We start from the raw sequence: 20,371 nt of genomic DNA on the forward strand, positions 1-20,371 counted from the left end.
GGTTTATTTTGAGTGAGTGGGTTTTGCGGGGGAGTAAAAACTCCTGCTGGAGAAATGAATTAGATAACCAGCAGGAGGAAAGCGGGGGGAATGTTATGAATTATGCGATAGCAGAGTCTGCATCAACGTAAGGTAAATCCAGTGATGCTGCTACGCTTTCACAAGTGATTTGTCCACGGTAAACATTTAGACCATTTAATAGATGCTTATCGTCTTGTAACGCTTTTTTGTAGCCTTTATTGGCAAGGTTAACAATGTAAGGCAGTGTTACATTGTTAAGTGCCACTGCTGATGTACGAGCAACTGCCCCCGGCATGTTTGCAACGCAGTAGTGAACCACATCATCAACAATGTAAGTAGGCTCGCTGTGAGTTGTAGCATGAGATGTTTCTACACAGCCACCTTGGTCGATAGCAACATCAACAATTGCAGCGCCTGGCTTCATTTTCTTGATCATCTCAGCAGTAACCAGTTTCGGAGCCGCAGCACCGACGACGAGAACGCCACCGATAACAAGATCTGCTTCAAGCACATGTTTTTCAATTGAATCATTGGTTGAGTAAACCGTTTTCAGTTGACCATTGAACTGTGCATCTAGTTGGCGCAGTACATCGATATTACGGTCAATAACAGTAACATCAGCTTGTAGACCTAATGCCATTTGTGCTGCATTTGCGCCTACAACACCACCACCAATAATGACAACTTTTGCTGGCTCAACACCCGGTACGCCGCCAAGTAACATGCCACAGCCGCCACGAGATTTTTCTAGTGCGAATGCGCCAGCTTGGATTGACATGCGACCAGCCACTTCTGACATTGGTGCAAGTAGTGGTAAACGACCGTTTTTATCTGTTACGGTTTCGTAAGCAATACATACGGCTTTGCTATTAATTAGATCATGCGTTTGCTCTGGATCCGGGGCTAGGTGTAGGTAAGTAAATAGAATTTGCCCTTCGCGAAGCATGGCACGCTCAACAGCTTGAGGCTCTTTTACTTTAACAATCATTTCTGCTTCTGCAAAAACGTCAGATGCTGTTGCTAGGATTTGTGCGCCTGCATCAATATAGTCTTGATCGCTAAAACCAATACCTGTACCTGCGTTGGTTTCGACATAAACACGATGACCATGAGAGACCACTTCTTTAACTGACGCTGGGACCATACCTACGCGGTATTCATGTGTTTTGATTTCTTTAGGGATACCAATGATCATAATTTAAGCCTTAATATCTGTTGTTTTGTTTATTACTTGTTATTGGAATGATTAATAGGTTAAACAATATCATTTGAAATGTGTCACTCTTTTTTAACTAATATCCAACAAAAGAAACCAGTTTTTTGTTTTTTTCTGGTGTTAAAAACCAAATTAGATCTATGTCACAGTTGAAAGTTTTACATTTTTGGTTGTTTATTGGTTCTAATGACTGGTTTTTATTTAATATTGCAGTGTTTAGGTCTTTTATTGATTTAACTTTTAGTTTTTATGACTTATTGTAGTTCTGTTTTTTGTGTTTTTGATGTCATTTGTTACTTTTAAAGAAAATGTCGTTTTTTAATGTTAAAAAATAACGTTAATTAGTTTTATATTCTGATTGGGTAGGTGAGGATTTAATTTTTTGTTGATATAACAGAGGATTGTACTTTTAGGGATGAGCTTTTTCGCAGGTTTTTTCGTGAAGAATAGGGCAAAATTAAATGAGTGAAGGTGAAGGTTGAAAGAAATAAAGAGAAGGCAATAAAGAACCTCGCTGCTTGTACAGCGAGGTTGCTCATTTGTTAAAACATATAAGTAAGAGCTGCTTGAGCAAAGATGCCCAATGCGATAGTGGCAAAAGCACTGACACTGATCACTGCAGTTGAACCAAACTCTACGCTTTCAACATCCGTAGATTGGCTGTGGTGGTGATATTCCTCTTTAGCGAAAAAGGCCAGTAGGATACGAAGGTAGTAAAATACAGATACTGCAGAAGCTAATGCTGCCAGTACAACCATGCCTAAATATCCGTTGCCAAGTACACTCGAGAACAAGAAGAACTTGGCAAAAAAGCCAGCAGTAGGGGGGACGCCCGCCAATGAAAGCACAGCAATCGCCATCGCAACACCGGCGAGTGGGTAACGTCGACCTAAACCGCGGTAACCTTTTAATTCACCCGTTGGGTTATGTTTGTTTAGCATTGCAATCACAGCAAACGCGACCAGATTCATCACGGCATAACTCAGCCCATAATAAGCGGTAGCATGAACCGCTTCTGATAATGAGGCGCTACTGTTCGGGATCACACTAGTTAGTGCCATGAGTGCGTAGCCGAAGTGGGCAACGGATGAATAAGCCAGAATACGTTTAATATTGGTTTGGCGGAAAGCCAACAGGTTACCAAACACAATGCTAAATAATACAAAGCCCCAAAGCACAAACGAGATTTGATCCCAAATTGGTTCAATCTGAATCACGAAGTGAATAACAAATGTCAGCATTGCAATTTTGGCGATACTACCAATAAATGCCATCACAGGCGCAGGTGAGGCTTGAAGAGTATCAGCCAGCCAGCTATGAAATGGCGCTAAAGCCAGTTCAAAGCATATGCCTACAAATAGCATCATAAAGCCGATCAATGCGACCATCGGCATCGCGTTAGCACTGGTGAGCGCTTTTGGTATTTCACTAATAACGATGGTGCCCGCACCAAAATAGATCAGTGCAATACCAAACATAAAGAATGCTGCAGCAACAGTGGCTGTAACAGCATATTTTAGCCCCCCTTCGATAGCTCCTTTACGTTGAGGGTTCCATGCGATTAGCGCAAACATTGGAATGGCAATGGTTTCCATTCCTAGGAATGCAGCTAACAAGTTACTTGCTGAGGCCAAGATAAATGTACCGAGTACAGCTATCAGGATCAGGGCGTAAAACTCTTCTGCAACATGCTTGTTGAGGGCGGGGTAGTTTTTAGCCAGTAATATGGTTGCCAATCCACCTGCTGCGAATAATTCAAAAGCAACGAGTGTGAAGTGATCAATAACCACAAAGTTTTCAATATTTGCACGGTGTCCGAATAAAGAAACCACTGACAACATGGTCGCTAATAGCACCACAATAGATCCCATATAAGGGAGTTGTTGGTTGTTCTTACCCGGCAGAACACCTAATAGTAGGACACCTAAAGCACCTAGTCCTAGGATGGCAAAGGGTATTGCACTAATTAACTCATGAGATGACATTGATAACCCCTTCAATCAATGAATATGAACCCGAATGAATGGATGCCAGTGTTTTGGTTGATGACATCATAAGTTGCAGTAAATAGTTCGGCTCTAAGCCAACCCAGAACAACCCAATTACAATGATGGATGCTGTTAGCTTTTCTCGTGCTGTCAGATCAATCAATTTACGTTGTTCATTGTCGTCAGAGATTGGCCCTAAGAATGCCAGTCCATAGGCTCTTAAAAAGTAAACCACACCTAACACTATCGAGAATGCAGCCAAACTTGTCCAAAGAGGTGAGACAGAGAAACTACCTGCGAGTAGTAAGATCTCACCTGCAAAGTTACCTAATCCTGGAATGCCCACACTTGCTGCAACAATGAATAGTAGGAAGACGCCAATACCCGGGAGGACTTTATATAAGCCGCCCATCTCATCAAACTTACCGCTAAACCCGCGAGCTTGAAGCATACGTACAACAGCAAACAAACCTGCCACTGAAAGGCCGTGGGCAATTAATTGGATCACTGCACCATTCAATGCTTGTAGTTGCCATGCAAAAATCGCCAAGACCACTAAGTTCATATGGCTGATACTTGAGTAAGCAATCACATTACGGAGATCTTTTTGACGGAAAGCGAGTAGGGCGGCGTATAAGCTACCTATTGCACCCAGTGCCATACCGATATACATCATTTGATGCATGGCTTCAGGGAAGATAGCTAAACAGAAACGCAAGATACCGTATGCGCCGACGTTAGCCATAACACCTGATAGCAGTAGTGATACCGCAGGTGCTCCTTCGCGGTAGGTGTCAGGCGCCCAAAAGTGAAATGGGAAACCTGGGATCTTAATTAAGAAGGCAATTAAGAACCCACATACAACTGGAATAGCCAGTTCGCCCATGATTGGATGGGAGGCTAAGTAGAAGTAATCAAATGTCCATACACCTGTATTGTTACCATTTATGATGTAAAGGGCTACAAGCGATACAAGCATTAATAAAGAACCTGTGATGGTCACAAGAACAAATTTTAATGCTGCTTGCTTGGTGCCTTTACCGCCCCAGAAACTCAACATGAAATAAATTGGAATTAACATGAGTTCCCAAAATACGTAGAAGAGCATGAGATCAAGAGCAAGAAATGCCCCCATAATGCCACTGAGTGTTAATAGCATTAGTGGGCCAAAAGCCTGCCAACGATTCACTTGGTGCCAAGCAACAAGCATTGCAACGATGAACAAGGTACAGGTTAAACCAATCAGGCTTAAGCTGATCCCATCCATGCTGACTAAATATTTAATGCCAAAATCAGGGATCCAGTTGAGGCTTTCTGTCATGGAAAAACCATGAACTTGATGAGTGATAAATATCCAAGCCACTAACATTGACTCAATAACGAGTGTGGTTAATGTCATGGATCGGGCAATAAATGGTAGCTTACGGCAACTTGAGCCGATAAGTAGTGCAGCTACCATGGGTAAGAAAATCAATAAACTAAGCATATATCAAACCTAAATAGCTCAAACCAAGTAAAAAAGCAGAAGAACAGAACCTGCAATCATCATAATGACATAACGAGAAAGCTGGCTGCCTTGTACATCACTAACGGCTTCGCCTGAGTGAGATAACATTGCCGCGATCCCTTTCACAATGGCCTGATTCAGCACCCATCGTTCAATAACCGTTTCGAGTAGTGCGGAAAGACCTTTGAAGCCACGAATAATTGTCAGTTTTGACAGGTCGTCGATATACCATGCTGAGTTCAGGAATTGACAATTAGCAATGCCATGCCCCTGTTTAAGCTCTTGTTTTACTAAGATGTATGCAATCCATACCCCAGCAATAGCGACTAATGAGCCGACTACTTGCAGCATAAGACCTGCAGAGGTTGCAATCTCTGGCGCTGTACCTAATTGGCTATCAATCCACGGAAGGAATAGGTGAGGACCAAAAGACCATTCGTTAGGAAACTGCATCCAACCAATAGCGATTGAGCCAACGGCTAAAATACCCGTTGAAACTTTCATCTGCCAAGGAAGACCATTATTTTTCAGGTAGCGAGGTTCACTAAACGCAGTGCGGTTTTCACCATTAAAGACCATAAAGTACATACGGAAGCTGTAGATACTGGTAAATAATGCACCCGCTAAACCAAGTGCACCCAGTAACCAACCTAAATGGCCAGTTTCCGTTGCTGCTATGATGGCATCTTTTGAGAAGAAGCTTGCAGTGATGACAGGCAGTGCCGCTAAACTTGCAGAGCCTGCAAGGTAGGTCCACTTAAGCCAAGGAAGTCGTTTGCCGAGACCGCCCATTTTGCGAATGTCATGATCGTGATTAAACATATCGATAATGACACCAGAGCTGATAAATAGCAGTGCTTTAAAACATGCATGAACAATTACGTGGAAAATAGCTAAATCATAAGCACCCACACCTAGCGCAGCGAACATATAGCCAATTTGGCTGATGGTTGAGTAGGCGAGAATACGTTTGATGTCGTTCTGCGCCAGCGCACATGTCGCTGCATAAAACGCCGTAAATGCCCCCACAAGTGATACCCACCATGTGACATCAGGGACTAAATTAAAGAGCACATGATTACGAGCAATCAAGTACACCCCAGCCGTTACCATGGTTGCTGCGTGGATCAGTGCCGATACCGTAGAAGGACCAGCCATTGATTCAGGAAGCCAGACATGGAATGGGAACTGGGCTGATTTCGCCATTCCGCCGAACAAAAATAAAAGACAAATCGCGCCAATTAACCATAAGTTCATCGATTGCTGGCTGGCAATAGTATAAATCTCGTTAAGGTTAACGGTTTTGAACACGGTAAATGCCAGTAAGATACCAATCGCAAGTAAGGTATCGCCAATTCGTGTTACGACGAATGCTTTACGCCCTGAGTAAACATTCTTTTCTTTGTTGTAGTAATGAGAAATCAGTCCGTACGAACATAGCCCCATGATTTCCCAACCTGTGTATAGCAGGATTAAATTATCCGCCATCACAAAGAACAACATGCCAGCAACGAATAGATTTAAATAGCAAAAGTAGCGTCTTTCACCAAAATCACGTCGCATGAAGGGAACGGAGAACAAGTGGATAAGAAATCCCACCCAGCTTGTCACTGTTATCATTACTAGCGAGAGGCGATCAACCGATAAACCAATGTTGACGTTCCAATCACCAACGGCCATCCATGTCCATAATTGCTGGTGGAAAGCTGGGTTAAAATCACTTGATAGCCATAGCATGCCTGTGAGTACAGCCGACACTAAGACGGAGAGCGAAGCGAGTATACCGCTTGCACGAGTCGGAAAGTGCTTGCCAAATAAGACAATTAAGGCGGCGCTGAAAAGCGGAGCGGCAGGAATTAACCATAACCATGTATTCATTACAGTTCTCCCTTACTAATTAATGTATTGCTAAGCTGGTTAAGTTGGTCGATACGGGTTGTTTTTAGGTGCTTGTACGACAACATAGCGAGCATCAAGACAACAGAAAGCTCACAGCCTGCCGCAATCATTAAAAAAATAGTAATGATTTGTCCTGTTGGATTTCCCCAATGTTGACCGGCTTCAACCGCGGCTAACGCAACGCCATTAAGCATGACTTCGATACCCATAAGAACGAACAACAGCTGTCGGCGAACAACAACAATGAGTAGGCCAATAATGAACATGGCAAAGGATAAAATTAAAATAGTCAGTGGACTCATGCGTAATCCTCCACTTTCTTATCAGTCTCTGAGTGGCGAACTTTCATTTGTGCCGCGAGATAAATCACAGCGACTAATGCGCCAAGTAAGAGCGTTGATAGTGCTTCTATTGCGAGTTTGTAATGATTAAATAAATCAGCACCGACAGCTTTAGGACTGATGGTTTTGATCGTTTCAATTGCGTAGAACTGATGACCGTGATTTAGAACGATGAAAGCCTCAACTAACATAACGGTGAGTAAGATCACCGGTAAAATGACAGTGCGATTGGCCGTGAGTGGGAAGGTGCGGCTTGCCGGACTCAACATAATGAAGAAGACAAACAACACCATGATTGCCCCGACGTACAAAATAATTTGTAATGCGGCAATAAATGGCGCACCCAATAAATAGAAAATAACAGCCAGTGCGAGAAGCGATGTGGTTAAATACACCGCACCATGCATAGGCTCTTTGACAAACAGTAAACTGATTGCCGCCAATAGCATGATGGCACTACTGGCATAGAAAATAATATTCCAAGTTAACATGAATGATGATGTCCTTATGGCAGCAGAGAGTACACATCGATTGGTGGTTTTTCATTTTCACCATCGCCGATAGCTTTACCTGTAATTGCTACACCTGCTTGCTTGTAGTAATTAAAGTCTGGGTGTTTACCTGTGCCATCAATGAGTAAGTCTTCTTTTTCATAAAGCAGCTTGTCACGAGAATATTTACCCATTTCAAAATCAGTGGTGCATTGAATCGATAGGGTTGGACATGCTTCTTCACACATTCCACAGAAAATGCAGCGACTGAAATCAAGCTCGAATGTTTTGGCATATCGACGCTCATCTTCTCGCTCAGCACCTTGAATAGTGATTGCATTGGCAGGGCATACTGAAGAGCATAAATAACAAGCAACACAACGTTCATCACCGTCAGGATCGCGCGTTAATACAATGCGACCGCGCCAGCGTTCAGGTAAGTCTGGTTTTACCTCTGGATAACAAACCGTGTCGCGTGGTGCCCAAACGTGCTTAATGGTTGCCGCAAAAGCCCCTGTGACCTCTTGTAAAATCTGTATAACTTTCATGATTGTCTCTCTCTAATGTTGGGGGGCTACATCCAGAATGTACCGACAAGAGCGGTCACAATGATGTTGACGATGCCGATTGGAAGTAAGAATTTCCAACCAAATGCCATGAGCTGGTCGTAACGCGTTCGCGGCAAACTTGCACGCATCCATACAAAGAAGAAAACTAATAGGAAGGTTTTCAATACAAACCATAAGACGCCAACAAGCGGATAGACTTCAGCCCATGGTCCGTGCCATCCACCGAGGTACAAGGTTGTTGCCATTGCACCGACTAAGATCACACCGAGGTATTCACCAAGGAAAAACATCGCAAAAGGCATACCGCCATATTCGGTATTGAAGCCAGCATTAAGCTCGTTTTCGGCTTCAGGCATATCGAATGGCAAGCGGTGAGTTTCTGCAATACCTGCGATTAGGAATACAAGGAAGCCAACCGGTTGAAGGAGGATATAGGGTGTCGTTTGTGCATCAACAATTTGCGTTAAGCTAAAGCTGCCAGCAAGCATAACCACACCCAATACAGCCATACCCATTGCTAATTCATAACTGATTAACTGAGCAATGGTACGAATTGCGCCAAGCATGGTGTATTTAGAGCTTGATGCCCATCCGCCTAAAAAGACCCCATAAGCGTGAATTGAGCTTAATCCCATCAAAAAGAGCAGGCCGATGTTTAAGTCTGCTGCCCAAGAAATATTTTTACCTATAGGAAGTAAAGCAAAGCTAACAAGAATCGATACCACGACAAGGATTGGTGCTAAAGCGTAGAGCTTTTTGTCGACAAACCCGGGCATGAAATATTCTTTTGTTAGCAGTTTTGCTGCATCACATAGTGCTTGGAATAACCCTAATGGCCCAGCTCGGTTAGGGCCGTAACGGTCTTGCAACAAGGCTAGACAGCGACGTTCAAACAGAACGGTGTAGCCTGCAACTAAAATCAAACCAAAGATAGTGATGACCATACCGACCAGAATAAAAATCCAGTACTGCAATGAATCCATTAGGCTTCTCCCATCATGATGACCGATGCACTACCAATAATGTTTTTGATTTCCTCCTTTTTATCTGCATCAATAAAAAGCTCAGAGGTCCGCTCAAGACACAATGGTGAAGCTATATCAGCCTGAAGTAGGCGCATATCTGCTTGATTTAAAGCAACCGTGAGGTCTGCAATTTGAGAGGAAATCACCGCAGGGCGTACCAACTTCTGATCACCACAGATGATCATTAATTGATCACCATTGCTAAGGTTTAGCGAGGCAGCCAGTTTGGCGTTTATTGAAGCGGAAGATGCTGGTTTGAGAGAACGGATTTCAGGTGCATGATCGGCAACGTATCCTTCACCAAACCATTTACTCAGTGCTACTTGCGGCTGAGTACTTTGAATTGCTGGTGGAGTTGTTTTCTGTTCAAGTGTTAATTGTGTACACTTAAGCTTGTCTTTTTCGATGAAGATCCCGTCATCACCGGCTTGAGGTAGCGTCGGTGTGAGTTCAGATAGCCATTGCTCGATTGTCTCAGGTGATTTCATTAAGGTTTCAATCATGCCATGAGCGTCAATCGTAGCTGTTTTTCTCGCGAAAGCCTTGCTAAAACGCTGTAGTCTACCTTCATAGTTAATCGTCATACCGTCCCTTTCTGGCCATGCTGCGAGTGGCAATAAGGTGTCGCTTAAGTGTGCTGTTTTGGTTAAGACTTTATCGATCACAATCAATTGGTCTAGCTTGTCATGTAGTGCATGCCAATGTGGGTTATTGGTATTCAGTGGATCGCTGCCGACAACAACCAATGTCTTTATTTTGTCACTCTCTATTTGCGTCATCAGCTCAGCACATGAGTTTTCTTGTGCTGTTAATGCAGCATTAACAGAGCCGGCACTCGGTAAAGCAATCGCCATTTTGGCTGTAGGGTCAAGTAACTCTGTAATGGTATTAAGTAGAGAGATATCTGCAGTGTTAAGCAATTCAGCCACACCAATAATGACGGGTTTTTCTGCCTGCTTCAGTGCATTGGCAACATCCATTACCCAAGCATCTTCCACAGTACTATCATGAAGTGCTGTTTTAATTTGTGTTAAACAGTCTTGCCATTGGCTTGGTGCTAAGGCTTTAATATGGCCTCGCTGAAGTTTATTTAAGGCTGTGACGAGGTGAGAAGGTGTTGCATGTAATACATACACATCTTTTTTAGCCTTGATCACTTGGCGTACCGCAAGATCAAGCATAGGCGCATGTTCAGTGAGTTCTCCCACCACGAAAACCGCATCTGATTGCTCTATATCTGATATAGAAGGCGCATTGTGATTCGCTGCTACAGCTGATTTCGTCAAGGCTTCTTGTTGCGGTGAAATAAATGGTGAGAACGGCGCATTCATCTCTTTTGCAATAGCTTTGAGTGCCAAGTTAGTCGTGAGATCTTCTTCTACTGAACCTAAAATACCCACACTGCCTTTCGCTCTTTTCAGGGCTTTTTTTAGATTCTCTAACGGTGATGTTTTTACGATTTTGCCTTGCTCTGATACGTATTTAGGTCTTGAGTGTGATTCGGTGCCATGAGAGCCATAACGACCACGATCACAAATGAAATAAGGATTAACCTTTGATGCTTCGTTGTTAGGTTGTACGCGTCGCAGAGTTCCTTCACGTCCACCGACTTCGATATTACAACCCACACTACAACCTGAGCAGATTGAAGGGGCCTTTTCTAACATCCATGTACGGCTGTATTTACGGCGGTAAACCTTATCGGTAAAGACGCCGGTTGGACATACGCTGACTAAATTACCTGAGAATGGACTATCGAATGCGCCATCTTCTGTACGGCGGAAAAGTACGTGGTTGCTTGAACCCATCGCACCAAAGTCATCACCAAGTGCATAATCTTGATAAAAGCGCACGCAGCGATAACAAGTCACACAGCGGTTCATTGTTTGGTATACCAACGGACCTAAGAATTGATCTGGCATAGTACGCTTTTGTCCATCATAGCGACGGTAAGCATGGCCGACACTGATGGTTGTATCCTGAAGGTGACAGTCACCGCCTTCATCACAGACAGGGCAATCATTTGGGTGGTTGGTCATGTAAAACTCAACCACCGCTTTTTGGATTTGTTTTGCTTTTGGCGATTTAAAACGAAATTGCTGGCCATCTTGTGCTGGAACGCTACAAGTCATGACAGTACGCGGTTTCTCACCTTCTTTTTGTGGCACGGTCTCCATGGCACAAATACGACATGAACCAGCAGCCCCCAATGCTGGGTGGTAACAAAAATAAGGAGTATCGATCCCCGCTTTTCGCGCAGCGTCTAACACATTTTGCCCGGGCTCAAATTCGACAGCTTTGTCATCTATATAAATGGTTCCCATGATCAACATGCCTCCGCAGTTAGCTGGTGGTTGTGAGTACAGCGCTGCCCTTCAATGTGGGAGTCAAAAACATGCTTGAAGTGTTTTAATCCAGTCATGATTGGCATCAGTGCCCCCGGTGCAAGCGCACAGAAGGTGTTGGGATAGATGGTTTCACAGAGCTCATGAAGCAGATCCAGATCTTTGGACGTGGCTTCTCCTGTTTCAAATTTTTTCAATACATGGACGACATACGGCAAGCCATCACGACAAGGTGTGCAGTAGCCACATGATTCTCTTGCGAAAAATTCGGTCAGGTTGATCATGAAGTCAATTGGACAAATCGCATCGTCCATCACAATGATCCCGCCAGTACCTAAACGTGAACCAACAGTCGCTGGGCCGTCCCAATCAAGTGGGATGTCGAGATGTTCAGGGAGCATAAATTGCGTAGAGGCACCACCAGGTAGAAAACCGACAAGCTCACGATCGTCAAGTAATCCGCCAGCGTGCTCGAAAATAAGCTCTCTGGCAGTTGTCCCTAATGGCAGCTCAAAGAAGCCAGGCTTTTTGACCGGACCAGACACTTGGTAAATATGGCTTCCTGCGGCATCACCTTTACCTTGAGATTTAAACCACTCGGCGCCTTTATGAACGATCCAAGGAATATGACAGATTGATTCCACATTGTTGACAATGGTTGGCTGTCCCCACAGACCTTTTACAATAGGGAAGGGCGGTTTAGAACGCGGGTTACCACGGTAGCCTTCAAGGGCATTGAGTAGGGCGGTTTCTTCACCACAGATATAGCGCCCAGCACTTAAGTGAACGTCAACATCAAGATCCCAGCCAGAGCCCATGACATTTTCACCCACAAGCCCTGCCGCTCGTGCTTCTTGTACCGCTTTCTCAAGACCTTTTGCCCCTTCGCGATATTCTCCACGAATGAAAACAAATGCTTTGTCTGCACCAAGTATGTAACTACTTGCGATAACGCCTTCTAAAATAGTGTGCGGATCGCGATAAAGCACTTGTCTATCTTTAAACGAGCCCGGTTCTGATTCATCTAAATTCACCACCAAGTAAACGGGGTGACTGGCATCTTTTGCAAGAAAGCCCCATTTCACGCCAGTTGGAAAACCACCACCACCACAGCCACGTAGACCAGATGCTTTTAGTTCTGCCAGTAAAGGCTCTCTTGGTTGACCAATAATAGAATTAAGGCTTTGGTAACCACCATTTTCACAGTACTCAGCAAAATTTAATGGTTTTGAGTGATGAAAGTTACGTGAGAGTACTAAGTCCATTACATCACCTCTTTATTCGGTTTTGCTGGCGCATCTTGAGGAGTCAGCATCGAAATAATATTTTGATAGTCGGGCTTCTCTGATAGCTTGATCTCTTCTTCTGCTAATTCAGTTAAGATCATTCTCATGCGTTCAGGTGTTAGTTCACCTTCAACACGATCATCATTGATCAGAGCTGCGGGAGCGCGATCGCATAATCCTAGGCAAATACTAGGTAGAACGGTAATGCTGCCATCATTAGCGATCTCTCCTAATGCTTTACCTGTTGCATTTTCTGCAGCTTCTAGAACTTTTTTCGCACCTCGGGTATGGCAAGAAATGCTGTCACAAACACGCATGATATTGCGGCCAACAGGACGTCGGCGCAAAAGCGTGTAAAACGTGATAAGTTCATCTAGCTGTGTTGTTGATAGGTCTGTGAGCTCACTGACAAGGTTGAGACTTGGTTTCGTGATATAGCCATATTTATCTTGCATAAAATAAAGACAATAGATGGCACCGGCTCTTTTTTCTGGGTAATGAGCAATATGCTCTTCCAGATGAGCTCTTTCTTGATCTGTTAACATGATTTCCTCACATTGCGGACTTTATTTGTGACGAACGACATTCGTGTTATTCGTCTCAACATCTACATGGGATGTTGTTTTTATTGTTTAGCGATCAATATCAGCGAGTACGTAATCGATAGAGCCGATTAAACAGATGATATTGCTCAATAAGTCGCCTTTAGAAACGGCTTTAACGGATTGGAAATGTGTAAATGAAGGTGTTCGGATTCGGACACGGTAAGGACACCCCGTTCCATTACTGATCGTGTGATAGCTTGTAACGCCTTTAGCGGTTTCCGTTGCATAAAAGGTTTCAGCAACAGGGAAGTTAAAGCCTCTACCTGTATCAACAAAACTGTGGATCAGGGTTTCGATGTCACGTAATGCGTTTTGTTTTCGAGGAAAACCAAAGCTAGGCGCATTGTCAGCAAGAATTGGACCTTCAGGCATACGTGCAGCCGCTTGTCGAATGATCTTTAAGCTTTCAACCACTTCTTGAACACGTAGAACGGTTCGGGTGTAAGCATCACCATCTTGGCCAACAGGAACATCAAAGTCATAATCTTCGTAACCCATGTAAGGGAAATCTTTACGCATATCGAAGTTAATACCTGTCGCACGCAAGTTGGGTCCTGTTAAGCCCCAATCAAGTGCCATTGACTGACTGTAAACCGCAATGTTTTGTGTCCGTATTTTGAAGATCATTGAATGGGTCATTAACTTTTCAAGATCAGGAACAAGCTGTTCGATACCTTGGCAGGCATGTTCGACTTTGTCTTGCCAGCCATCAGGTAAATCTTGAGAAACACCGCCAATTCTGAAGAACGCGGGGTGCATACGACCACCACAGATCAACTCGATAACATCGAAGATCTTTTCACGCTCGGTGAAAGCATAAAAAGCTGGAGCCATACCCCCTAGGTTATGCGTGATACTGCCAAACCATACAAGATGGCTCGAAATTCGGAATAATTCGCATAACATAATCCGCATGGTCTTGGCGCGTTCAGGGACTTCAATTCCAGTCATAGCTTCAAGCCCCAGTAAGTAGGGCAGTTCACCTGCTACACCACCTAAGTAATCGATACGATCGGTATAAGGAATGTAGTTATGAAAAGTATGACGCTCGGCAATTTTCTCTGCCCCGCGATGGTGGAAACCAATCTCTTGATCCAAATCTTCGATGAACTCGCCTTTCATTTTAACTTTTAGGCGGATAACGCCATCGGTACCGGGGTGGTTAGGGCCGATGTTTAGTACCATGCTGCCATCGTCTTGCTTCCCTTGAATATCATAGGACTTCATAACATCATCAAAGTCAGGTCCTTCAAGATCGAAAGGTTCATCCATTAAGGTTGCACGACAAGGATAAGACTTACGTAGTGGATGACCTTTCCAAAAATCAAAGGTTAAGATTCGACGTAGATCGGGATGATCCGTGAATTTAATCCCGAACATGTCATAGACTTCGCGCTCATACCAATTCGCATTAGGCCAAAGCCCAACTACGGTAGGCACTTCAATGGTGTCATTAGCAATGTGTGTGCGAATAGAAATAAATTGTTTATTTTTCACACTCAGCAGGTAATAAAACACACTGAGTCCGCCACCACGCTCACATTCATCAATTGCTGAAAGGTCAAACAACATTTCAAATCGTGAAGAAGCCTCATTTTTTAGAAAGTGTAAGGTATCGATGAGGTGTTCTTTTTTTACCTCAAAGCTTTCACAACCAATGATTTCGTGGTTTGGCGCTTTAGCATCGAAACGCTCGATGAGTAATTGACGATCGTTATTATTCATTATTCGACCCTCAAACCGAGTGGTTTACGGTTTTTACTTAGCACAGATACAGGGTTAGCTTGAACGTGCTCTTGAAGCATGATCAAACCCTCGAGTAGGGCGTCAGGACGAGGAGGGCAGCCAGGGACATAGACGTCTACGGGCAGAATTTTATCGACACCTTGTACGACACTGTAGATGTCATACATACCGCCAGAGTTTGAACAAGACCCCATTGAAATAACCCATTTAGGCTCAAGCATTTGATCATAAATATGCTTCATCAGCGGTGCCATTTTCACAAAGCAGGTACCAGCTGTGATAAGTACATCGCTTTGGCGTGGCGAGCCACGAAGTACTTCAGAGCCAAACCTTGCCATGTCATAGCGAGGCGTCGCTGCAGTCATCATTTCAACGAAACAGCAAGATGTTCCAAAGTTGTAAGGCCAGAGCGAATGCTTCCGGCTATAGGAAATAAGATCATCAACTTTACCAACAATGTTGGTAATGACGTTGTTGCCTTTTTCATTCGAGGAATTACCGACGTTAACGGTTTTAATTATATCGCTCATGACTCATACACTCCAATCTGAAAGACACCTTTACGTATCATGTAGATGAACCCTAAAAGTAAAATCACCAAAAAGGTGACGCCAGCAATGACCCCCGGTATACCGAGTTGCCAATAGTCGACTCCCCATGCAAAAAGGATTGCGGCTTCTAATTCAAAAATTAGAAACGCAACAGCGATGAGGTAATAACTAATAGAGAAGTTATGCTTTGTCGTTCCAGAGGGTAAAAGTCCACACTCGAAAGGCTGTTCTTTATCAAAACGACGACCAAATCCACCTATAGACTTACTAATAAATAAAATGGAAGCGATCACCGCAAAGACGAGAAGGCTGAAGACACCGATCATGATTCCTGGGTTGAAATCACTCATTTGCACTCCTTGTCGAATTTGATGCATTAGCCATCAAGCACACTTGATAAACCAAGGTGCTAACAGCGTGAGCTTACATCTCATTCGTACTTCAACATTACTTTCAAAAGAGCTTAATTTAATTGGTCGTTAAACTAGCCCTGTCGTTATTTTTATGCGTTGCATATTTAGTCATTATTTCTTATTGGTACTTTGTTAAAAATAAACAAATAAATGCAACTAATTGAACCTAACAGTTACTTTCTGAACAAGTACTTAACAAAAAAATGCAAAACCTTTTCATTTTTGAAATGAAAAAAATCGATTTTAATTAATGATTTTTTTATAAAAACATTAAACTTAATATATTCATTGATTTATATTTGATTAAGTAAGAAATAAATATTTTAGAGTTAATCCATTTCACTAATTATAAAACGCTGTTTGTTTAAAAAATTAAAGATATATATTGAATGAATGAATTGTTTTTTTATTGAATAATAGTCAGTAAGATAAATTTACCTATCTGTAATTGATATAAAAAACACTTAGAAATATTCCATTTTTAAAATGAAACGCATCAATATATTTACTTAAATATGTGGTGTAGATCTTAAAAAAGCGTGTGCAATTAATGGTTCTTCAGAGTTCATAATGAAATATTGCTTCTATATTTATGTTTTTTATCTGGTTATTTTTTATTTTTTCTTGGTGAGAATAGGGGCGGAAACTTTTGTGTATTTGATAATATTAATCGAATATATCCGAATAAACATTAAAATAAGATGTAAAATAAAGTGAAAATATAAATGTGAAATTTATTTCCCTTCCCAATAGATTCAATGATCATAGAATAAAATAGAATATTTTAGCTAGTAATACCGTGTTAATAAAAGGTTGTCGTTATTGACCTACGACTTTATGCAATGCTAAAATTATATAAGTAAACGCTTCTGGTTAGTTACCTCTACTTCAGCATTATTAATGTTACCACTATAAAACCACTTTTTTATTAATGTTAATTTTTTGAATTCCCACTTTGGATAGCATTGGCTGCTTTTAGTTCTAATAAGAGCAGTTTGTAACGTCGGTATTAATAACAGGATGGATAACTATAAATGAATAATAATTTAGAACTAAAGCCTAAAAGGAAGATGGGCTTAGTATCGTTAACAATGACAGGTATTGGCTCGATAATTGGTTCTGGTTGGCTTTTTGGCGCTTATCACGCGGCAAAAATTGCGGGACCTGCTTCACTCGTCTCATGGGTGATAGGCGGTATAGCTGTGTTGGTTGTCGCGTTGACTTATACTGAGGTCGCAACCTTGTTCCCTAAATCTGGCGGTCCTGTTCGATTTTTAGAGCTGACTCATGGCTCCATTGTCGGCTATATGGCGGCTTGGGCTACTTGGCTTTCAATTGTGACAGTTATTCCCATTGAAGCTGAAGCCTCTGTACAGTACATGCATTCTTGGCAGTGGGAATGGGCTAAACCTATTACATCAACAATATTTAATACTCAAACACAAAGTTTGTCGTTCGTTGGGTTACTTATTGCTGCGGGATTAATGCTGATTTACTTTCTGCTTAATTACTGGAGTGTCAGTTTGTTTAGTAAATCTCAGACCAGTATTACGATCTTTAAAATAGCGATCCCTATTTTCAGTGTCGCTTCGATTGTTGCGGCAGGCTTTCATCCGCAAAACTTTACCGCGGTAAATCATTCTTTTGCGCCCTATGGATGGGCTGGCTCACTAACTGCCGTAGCAACAGCAGGTATTGTCTTTGCTTATAATGGCTTTCAAAGCCCGATGCACTTTGCTGGAGAGTCTAAAAATCCCGGTAAAGATTTACCAAGAGCAATCATTCTAACGCTTATCATCGCTGTGTTTTTGTATTTAGGATTACAAGCCGCTTTCATTGGCGGTGTTGAACCATCAGAGCTTGCTATAAAAGGTTGGAGTTTGGATTTTTCATCGCCATTTGCTCAATTAGCGATAGCACTAAACCTTAACCTTGTTGTGATGTTGCTTTATGTTGATGCTTTTGTTTCTCCGTCTGGGACAGGTATTACTTATATGGGGACAACAACGCGGATGTTATTTGCGATGAGTGAGTATGGTCACTTACCAAAGTCATGGTCGAAATTACACCCGAAATATCATATTCCTCGTGCTGCATTGTGGGTGAATTTATTTGTCGGCTTTATTTTCTTATACCTATTCCGAGGCTGGGGACAATTAGCAGGGATTATTTCTGCGGCAACGGTTGTAACCTACATTGTGGGTCCGATGGCAGCGATGTCACTGAGAAAGCTTGCTCCTGATGCTGAACGTCCTGTTCGTTTAAAAGCTTTACAAATCATTGCACCATTAGGCTTTGCTATTTCATCTGAAGTGCTTTATTGGTCTCGTTGGCCGTTGACGGGCAAAGTGATCTTTATCCTACTGCTAGGATTTGTGATTTATGCTTACTTTCAAAATAAACGCGGTTGGAAAAATATTAAACAACACGTGAAGTCGAGTGCTTGGTTACTCGGTTACTTTGTCACTATGGTTGTTCTTTCGTTTATTGGCAGTGATCAATTTGGTGGGATCAATATTATTCCATTTGGTTATGATATGGCTGTTGTTGCTATAGTCAGTTTATTTTTCTTTTACTGGGGAGTTAATTCAGCTTGGTTAACACCAAAATTAGAGCATGAGTTAGCGCAATTGGAAGTGAAATCTGAACCAGCAAAAGAGCTGTTGGTTAAGCACTCTATCTGATAATGCTGAGATAGCCCTCTATATTTAGACAGGTTATGAATATGCTAAAAATAAAGGGTTAGAACCTTAATCTATTGTAGTGTCCATGATACATTTAAAAAATAATTATTTTCATTTGAGGTTGTCATGGACGCGTTATCACTGTTACTCAATCGTCGCTCTATTCCTAAACTTGTTGAGCCTGCACCTGAAGGTGGAACATTGGATAATATCTTTCGAGCGGGTCTGCGTGCCCCCGATCATGGTGGTTTAATGCCATGGCGTTTTATTGTCTCTCAAGGTGATGGACTACAACGTCTTGCTGATATTTTAGTTTCAGCGGCTAAAGCAGATGATCTCGAAGAGTTTGTAATTGAAAAAGCGTCTAAAGATCCATTTCGTGCACCAATGGTAATTACGGTTGTTAGCAAGGTAACAGAAGGGCATAAAGTCCCTGTGATTGAGCAATATTTATCAGCGGGATGTGCGGTACAAGCGATGCAGATGGCGGCGGTAGCACAAGGCTTTTCTGGATTTTGGCGCACGGGTTCATGGGCTTATCATCCCGTTGTACGTGAAGCATTAGGTGTAGAAGGTGAAGATATGATCGTTGGCTTTTTATATTTAGGTTCAGCTAATTGCCGTGAAGCTAAACTGCATGATCGTGACTTAAACCAGTTCGTTGAATACCTTTAACGATTAAACATTTCAAAATGACTTTTTAAAGAGGTGATACTTATTCGGTGATGAATACCGTGAGAAGTATCACCTTTTTTGGCTAGGATTGATTGTTTTTAGTGCTATTTTTGATTTATATCAATGGAAAAATAGCGTGATATTCGCTCTAAAGATGACAGGTGTTAGGGGCAGGAGTAGAATCCTTGGCTCTTTCCCTTTTTTGGAGCGTGTCATGGAAAATGTTCGCCTAACTCAATACAGTCACGGTGCCGGATGTGGTTGTAAAATTTCTCCCCAAGTTCTCGACACCATTTTACGCACCCAGTTAGCCCCATTCTCAGATCCTAACCTTTTGGTGGGTAATGAAAGTAAAGATGATGCTGCCGTTTATGATTTAGGTAATGGCACTTCGGTGATAAGTACTACCGACTTCTTCATGCCAATCGTTGATGACCCATTTGATTTCGGTCGTATTGCTGCAACGAATGCGATCAGCGATGTGTATGCGATGGGCGGTAAGCCTATTATGGCTATTGCTATTTTAGGTTGGCCTGTCAATATTTTAGCCCCTGAAATTGCTCAACAAGTGATTGAAGGCGGTCGTTCTGTATGCCGCGAAGCTGGTATATCACTTGCTGGCGGTCACTCTATTGATGCCCCTGAGCCAATTTTTGGTCTTGCTGTTACAGGTATTGTCGATACTACTCGTGTGAAACGTAATGACAGTGCAGAAGCCGGCTGTAAACTTTATATCACTAAGCCGTTGGGTATTGGTGTATTAACAACAGCAGAAAAGAAATCTAAGTTGGCTGATGAGCACCAAGGATTAGCACGCGATTGGATGTGCAAATTAAATAAACCGGGCGCAGATTTTGCTGACGTTGCGGGTGTTAAAGCACTAACGGATGTCACTGGTTTTGGCTTAATGGGTCACTTAACTGAGATCTGTGAAGGCAGTAATTTAAAAGCAAAGCTGTGGTTTGATAAAGTGCCAACATTGCCTGGCGTGTATGAGTATATGAGCAAG

The 20,371-nt window shown here is 42.5% G+C and carries 17 protein-coding genes; 3 read left to right on the top strand and 14 right to left on the bottom strand.

Annotation, left to right across the window (positions count from 1 at the left end; genetic code table 11):
• Nucleotides 1–100: 100 nt before the first annotated feature.
• The 14 genes from ald to SKA34_RS15580 all read right to left on the bottom strand — a co-directional run bounded on the left by ald (nt 101) and on the right by SKA34_RS15580 (nt 15,940).
• A complete protein-coding gene (ald, locus tag SKA34_RS15515; protein ID WP_006646481.1) occupies nt 101–1,216 on the bottom strand; it encodes an alanine dehydrogenase in 1,116 nt (371 codons plus the stop codon).
• Between the two features lie 563 nt (nt 1,217–1,779).
• Nucleotides 1,780–3,222, bottom strand: a complete 1,443-nt coding sequence (locus SKA34_RS15520) for an NADH-quinone oxidoreductase subunit N (protein WP_006646482.1) — start codon at nt 3,220–3,222, stop codon at nt 1,780–1,782.
• A complete protein-coding gene (locus SKA34_RS15525) occupies nt 3,209–4,711 on the bottom strand; it encodes a NuoM family protein (protein ID WP_006646483.1) in 1,503 nt (500 codons plus the stop codon). The genes SKA34_RS15520 and SKA34_RS15525 overlap by 14 nt, the downstream gene beginning before the upstream one ends.
• Before the next feature lie 18 nt (nt 4,712–4,729).
• Nucleotides 4,730–6,610 carry an NADH-quinone oxidoreductase subunit L gene (gene nuoL, locus SKA34_RS15530; protein ID WP_006646484.1) on the bottom strand — a complete coding sequence of 627 codons (1,881 nt, stop codon included), beginning with the start codon at nt 6,608–6,610 and terminating at the stop codon, nt 4,730–4,732.
• Nucleotides 6,610–6,933, bottom strand: a complete 324-nt coding sequence (gene nuoK / locus SKA34_RS15535) for an NADH-quinone oxidoreductase subunit NuoK (protein WP_006646485.1) — start codon at nt 6,931–6,933, stop codon at nt 6,610–6,612. The genes nuoL and nuoK overlap by 1 nt, the downstream gene beginning before the upstream one ends.
• The gene (locus SKA34_RS15540; protein ID WP_006646486.1) at nt 6,930–7,463 is read right to left on the bottom strand and encodes an NADH-quinone oxidoreductase subunit J; all 534 of its coding nucleotides are present in this window, start codon (nt 7,461–7,463) and stop codon (nt 6,930–6,932) included. The genes nuoK and SKA34_RS15540 overlap by 4 nt, the downstream gene beginning before the upstream one ends.
• 14 nt (nt 7,464–7,477) lie before the next feature.
• Nucleotides 7,478–8,014, bottom strand: coding sequence for an NADH-quinone oxidoreductase subunit NuoI (gene nuoI, locus SKA34_RS15545; protein ID WP_369750685.1), 537 nt, complete (start codon nt 8,012–8,014; stop codon nt 7,478–7,480).
• 23 nt (nt 8,015–8,037) lie between these two features.
• On the bottom strand, nt 8,038–9,015 hold the full coding sequence (nuoH, locus tag SKA34_RS15550; protein ID WP_006646488.1) for an NADH-quinone oxidoreductase subunit NuoH: 978 nt from the start codon (nt 9,013–9,015) through the stop codon (nt 8,038–8,040).
• Nucleotides 9,015–11,381: an NADH-quinone oxidoreductase subunit NuoG gene (nuoG, locus tag SKA34_RS15555; protein ID WP_006646489.1), complete on the bottom strand. Its 2,367-nt coding sequence runs from the start codon at nt 11,379–11,381 to the stop codon at nt 9,015–9,017. The genes nuoH and nuoG overlap by 1 nt, the downstream gene beginning before the upstream one ends.
• 2 nt (nt 11,382–11,383) lie before the next feature.
• Nucleotides 11,384–12,667 carry an NADH-quinone oxidoreductase subunit NuoF gene (nuoF, locus tag SKA34_RS15560; RefSeq protein ID WP_006646490.1) on the bottom strand — a complete coding sequence of 428 codons (1,284 nt, stop codon included), beginning with the start codon at nt 12,665–12,667 and terminating at the stop codon, nt 11,384–11,386.
• Entirely contained in the window at nt 12,667–13,233 is a 567-nt protein-coding gene (gene nuoE, locus SKA34_RS15565) for an NADH-quinone oxidoreductase subunit NuoE (RefSeq protein ID WP_006646491.1), read from the bottom strand. The genes nuoF and nuoE overlap by 1 nt, the downstream gene beginning before the upstream one ends.
• A gap of 87 nt (nt 13,234–13,320) precedes the next feature.
• The gene (nuoD, locus tag SKA34_RS15570; protein ID WP_006646492.1) at nt 13,321–15,018 is read right to left on the bottom strand and encodes an NADH dehydrogenase (quinone) subunit D; all 1,698 of its coding nucleotides are present in this window, start codon (nt 15,016–15,018) and stop codon (nt 13,321–13,323) included.
• Nucleotides 15,018–15,569 (bottom strand): NADH-quinone oxidoreductase subunit B, encoded by a 552-nt coding sequence (locus SKA34_RS15575; protein WP_006646493.1) that lies wholly within the window; start codon nt 15,567–15,569, stop codon nt 15,018–15,020. Before SKA34_RS15575 ends, nuoD begins: the two co-directional genes overlap by 1 nt.
• Complete coding sequence (locus SKA34_RS15580) at nt 15,566–15,940, bottom strand: NADH-quinone oxidoreductase subunit A (protein ID WP_006646494.1); 375 nt, start codon at nt 15,938–15,940, stop codon at nt 15,566–15,568. The genes SKA34_RS15575 and SKA34_RS15580 overlap by 4 nt, the downstream gene beginning before the upstream one ends.
• 1,097 nt (nt 15,941–17,037) lie before the next feature.
• On the opposite strand from SKA34_RS15580, the gene SKA34_RS15585 reads away from it, so the two are divergent.
• The 3 genes from SKA34_RS15585 to selD form a co-directional block, all read left to right on the top strand.
• A complete protein-coding gene (locus SKA34_RS15585; RefSeq protein WP_006646495.1) occupies nt 17,038–18,687 on the top strand; it encodes an APC family permease in 1,650 nt (549 codons plus the stop codon).
• Nucleotides 18,688–18,813: 126 nt separating this feature from the next.
• Entirely contained in the window at nt 18,814–19,362 is a 549-nt protein-coding gene (locus SKA34_RS15590) for an NAD(P)H nitroreductase (protein ID WP_006646496.1), read from the top strand.
• A gap of 214 nt (nt 19,363–19,576) precedes the next feature.
• The coding region (gene selD / locus SKA34_RS15595) for a selenide, water dikinase SelD (protein ID WP_006646497.1) at nt 19,577–20,371 on the top strand (795 nt) is incomplete at its 3' end.

Origin of the sequence: Photobacterium sp. SKA34, from assembly GCF_000153325.1 — a bacterium.
Taxonomy (GTDB): domain Bacteria; phylum Pseudomonadota; class Gammaproteobacteria; order Enterobacterales; family Vibrionaceae; genus Photobacterium.

Excerpts from the sequence above, each read along its gene's own strand:
- ald (WP_006646481.1), bottom strand. The coding sequence starts at position 1,216 with ATGATCATTGGTATCCCTAAAGAAATCAAAACACATGAATACCGCGTA.
- SKA34_RS15520 (WP_006646482.1), bottom strand. The coding sequence starts at position 3,222 with ATGTCATCTCATGAGTTAATTAGTGCAATACCCTTTGCCATCCTAGGA.
- SKA34_RS15525 (WP_006646483.1), bottom strand. The coding sequence starts at position 4,711 with ATGCTTAGTTTATTGATTTTCTTACCCATGGTAGCTGCACTACTTATC.
- nuoL (WP_006646484.1), bottom strand. The coding sequence starts at position 6,610 with ATGAATACATGGTTATGGTTAATTCCTGCCGCTCCGCTTTTCAGCGCC.
- nuoK (WP_006646485.1), bottom strand. The coding sequence starts at position 6,933 with ATGAGTCCACTGACTATTTTAATTTTATCCTTTGCCATGTTCATTATT.
- SKA34_RS15540 (WP_006646486.1), bottom strand. The coding sequence starts at position 7,463 with ATGTTAACTTGGAATATTATTTTCTATGCCAGTAGTGCCATCATGCTA.
- nuoH (WP_006646488.1), bottom strand. The coding sequence starts at position 9,015 with ATGGATTCATTGCAGTACTGGATTTTTATTCTGGTCGGTATGGTCATC.
- nuoG (WP_006646489.1), bottom strand. The coding sequence starts at position 11,381 with ATGGGAACCATTTATATAGATGACAAAGCTGTCGAATTTGAGCCCGGG.
- nuoF (WP_006646490.1), bottom strand. The coding sequence starts at position 12,667 with ATGGACTTAGTACTCTCACGTAACTTTCATCACTCAAAACCATTAAAT.
- nuoE (WP_006646491.1), bottom strand. The coding sequence starts at position 13,233 with ATGTTAACAGATCAAGAAAGAGCTCATCTGGAAGAGCATATTGCTCAT.
- nuoD (WP_006646492.1), bottom strand. The coding sequence starts at position 15,018 with ATGAATAATAACGATCGTCAATTACTCATCGAGCGTTTCGATGCTAAA.
- SKA34_RS15575 (WP_006646493.1), bottom strand. The coding sequence starts at position 15,569 with ATGAGCGATATAATTAAAACCGTTAACGTCGGTAATTCCTCGAATGAA.
- SKA34_RS15580 (WP_006646494.1), bottom strand. The coding sequence starts at position 15,940 with ATGAGTGATTTCAACCCAGGAATCATGATCGGTGTCTTCAGCCTTCTC.
- SKA34_RS15585 (WP_006646495.1), top strand. The coding sequence starts at position 17,038 with ATGAATAATAATTTAGAACTAAAGCCTAAAAGGAAGATGGGCTTAGTA.
- SKA34_RS15590 (WP_006646496.1), top strand. The coding sequence starts at position 18,814 with ATGGACGCGTTATCACTGTTACTCAATCGTCGCTCTATTCCTAAACTT.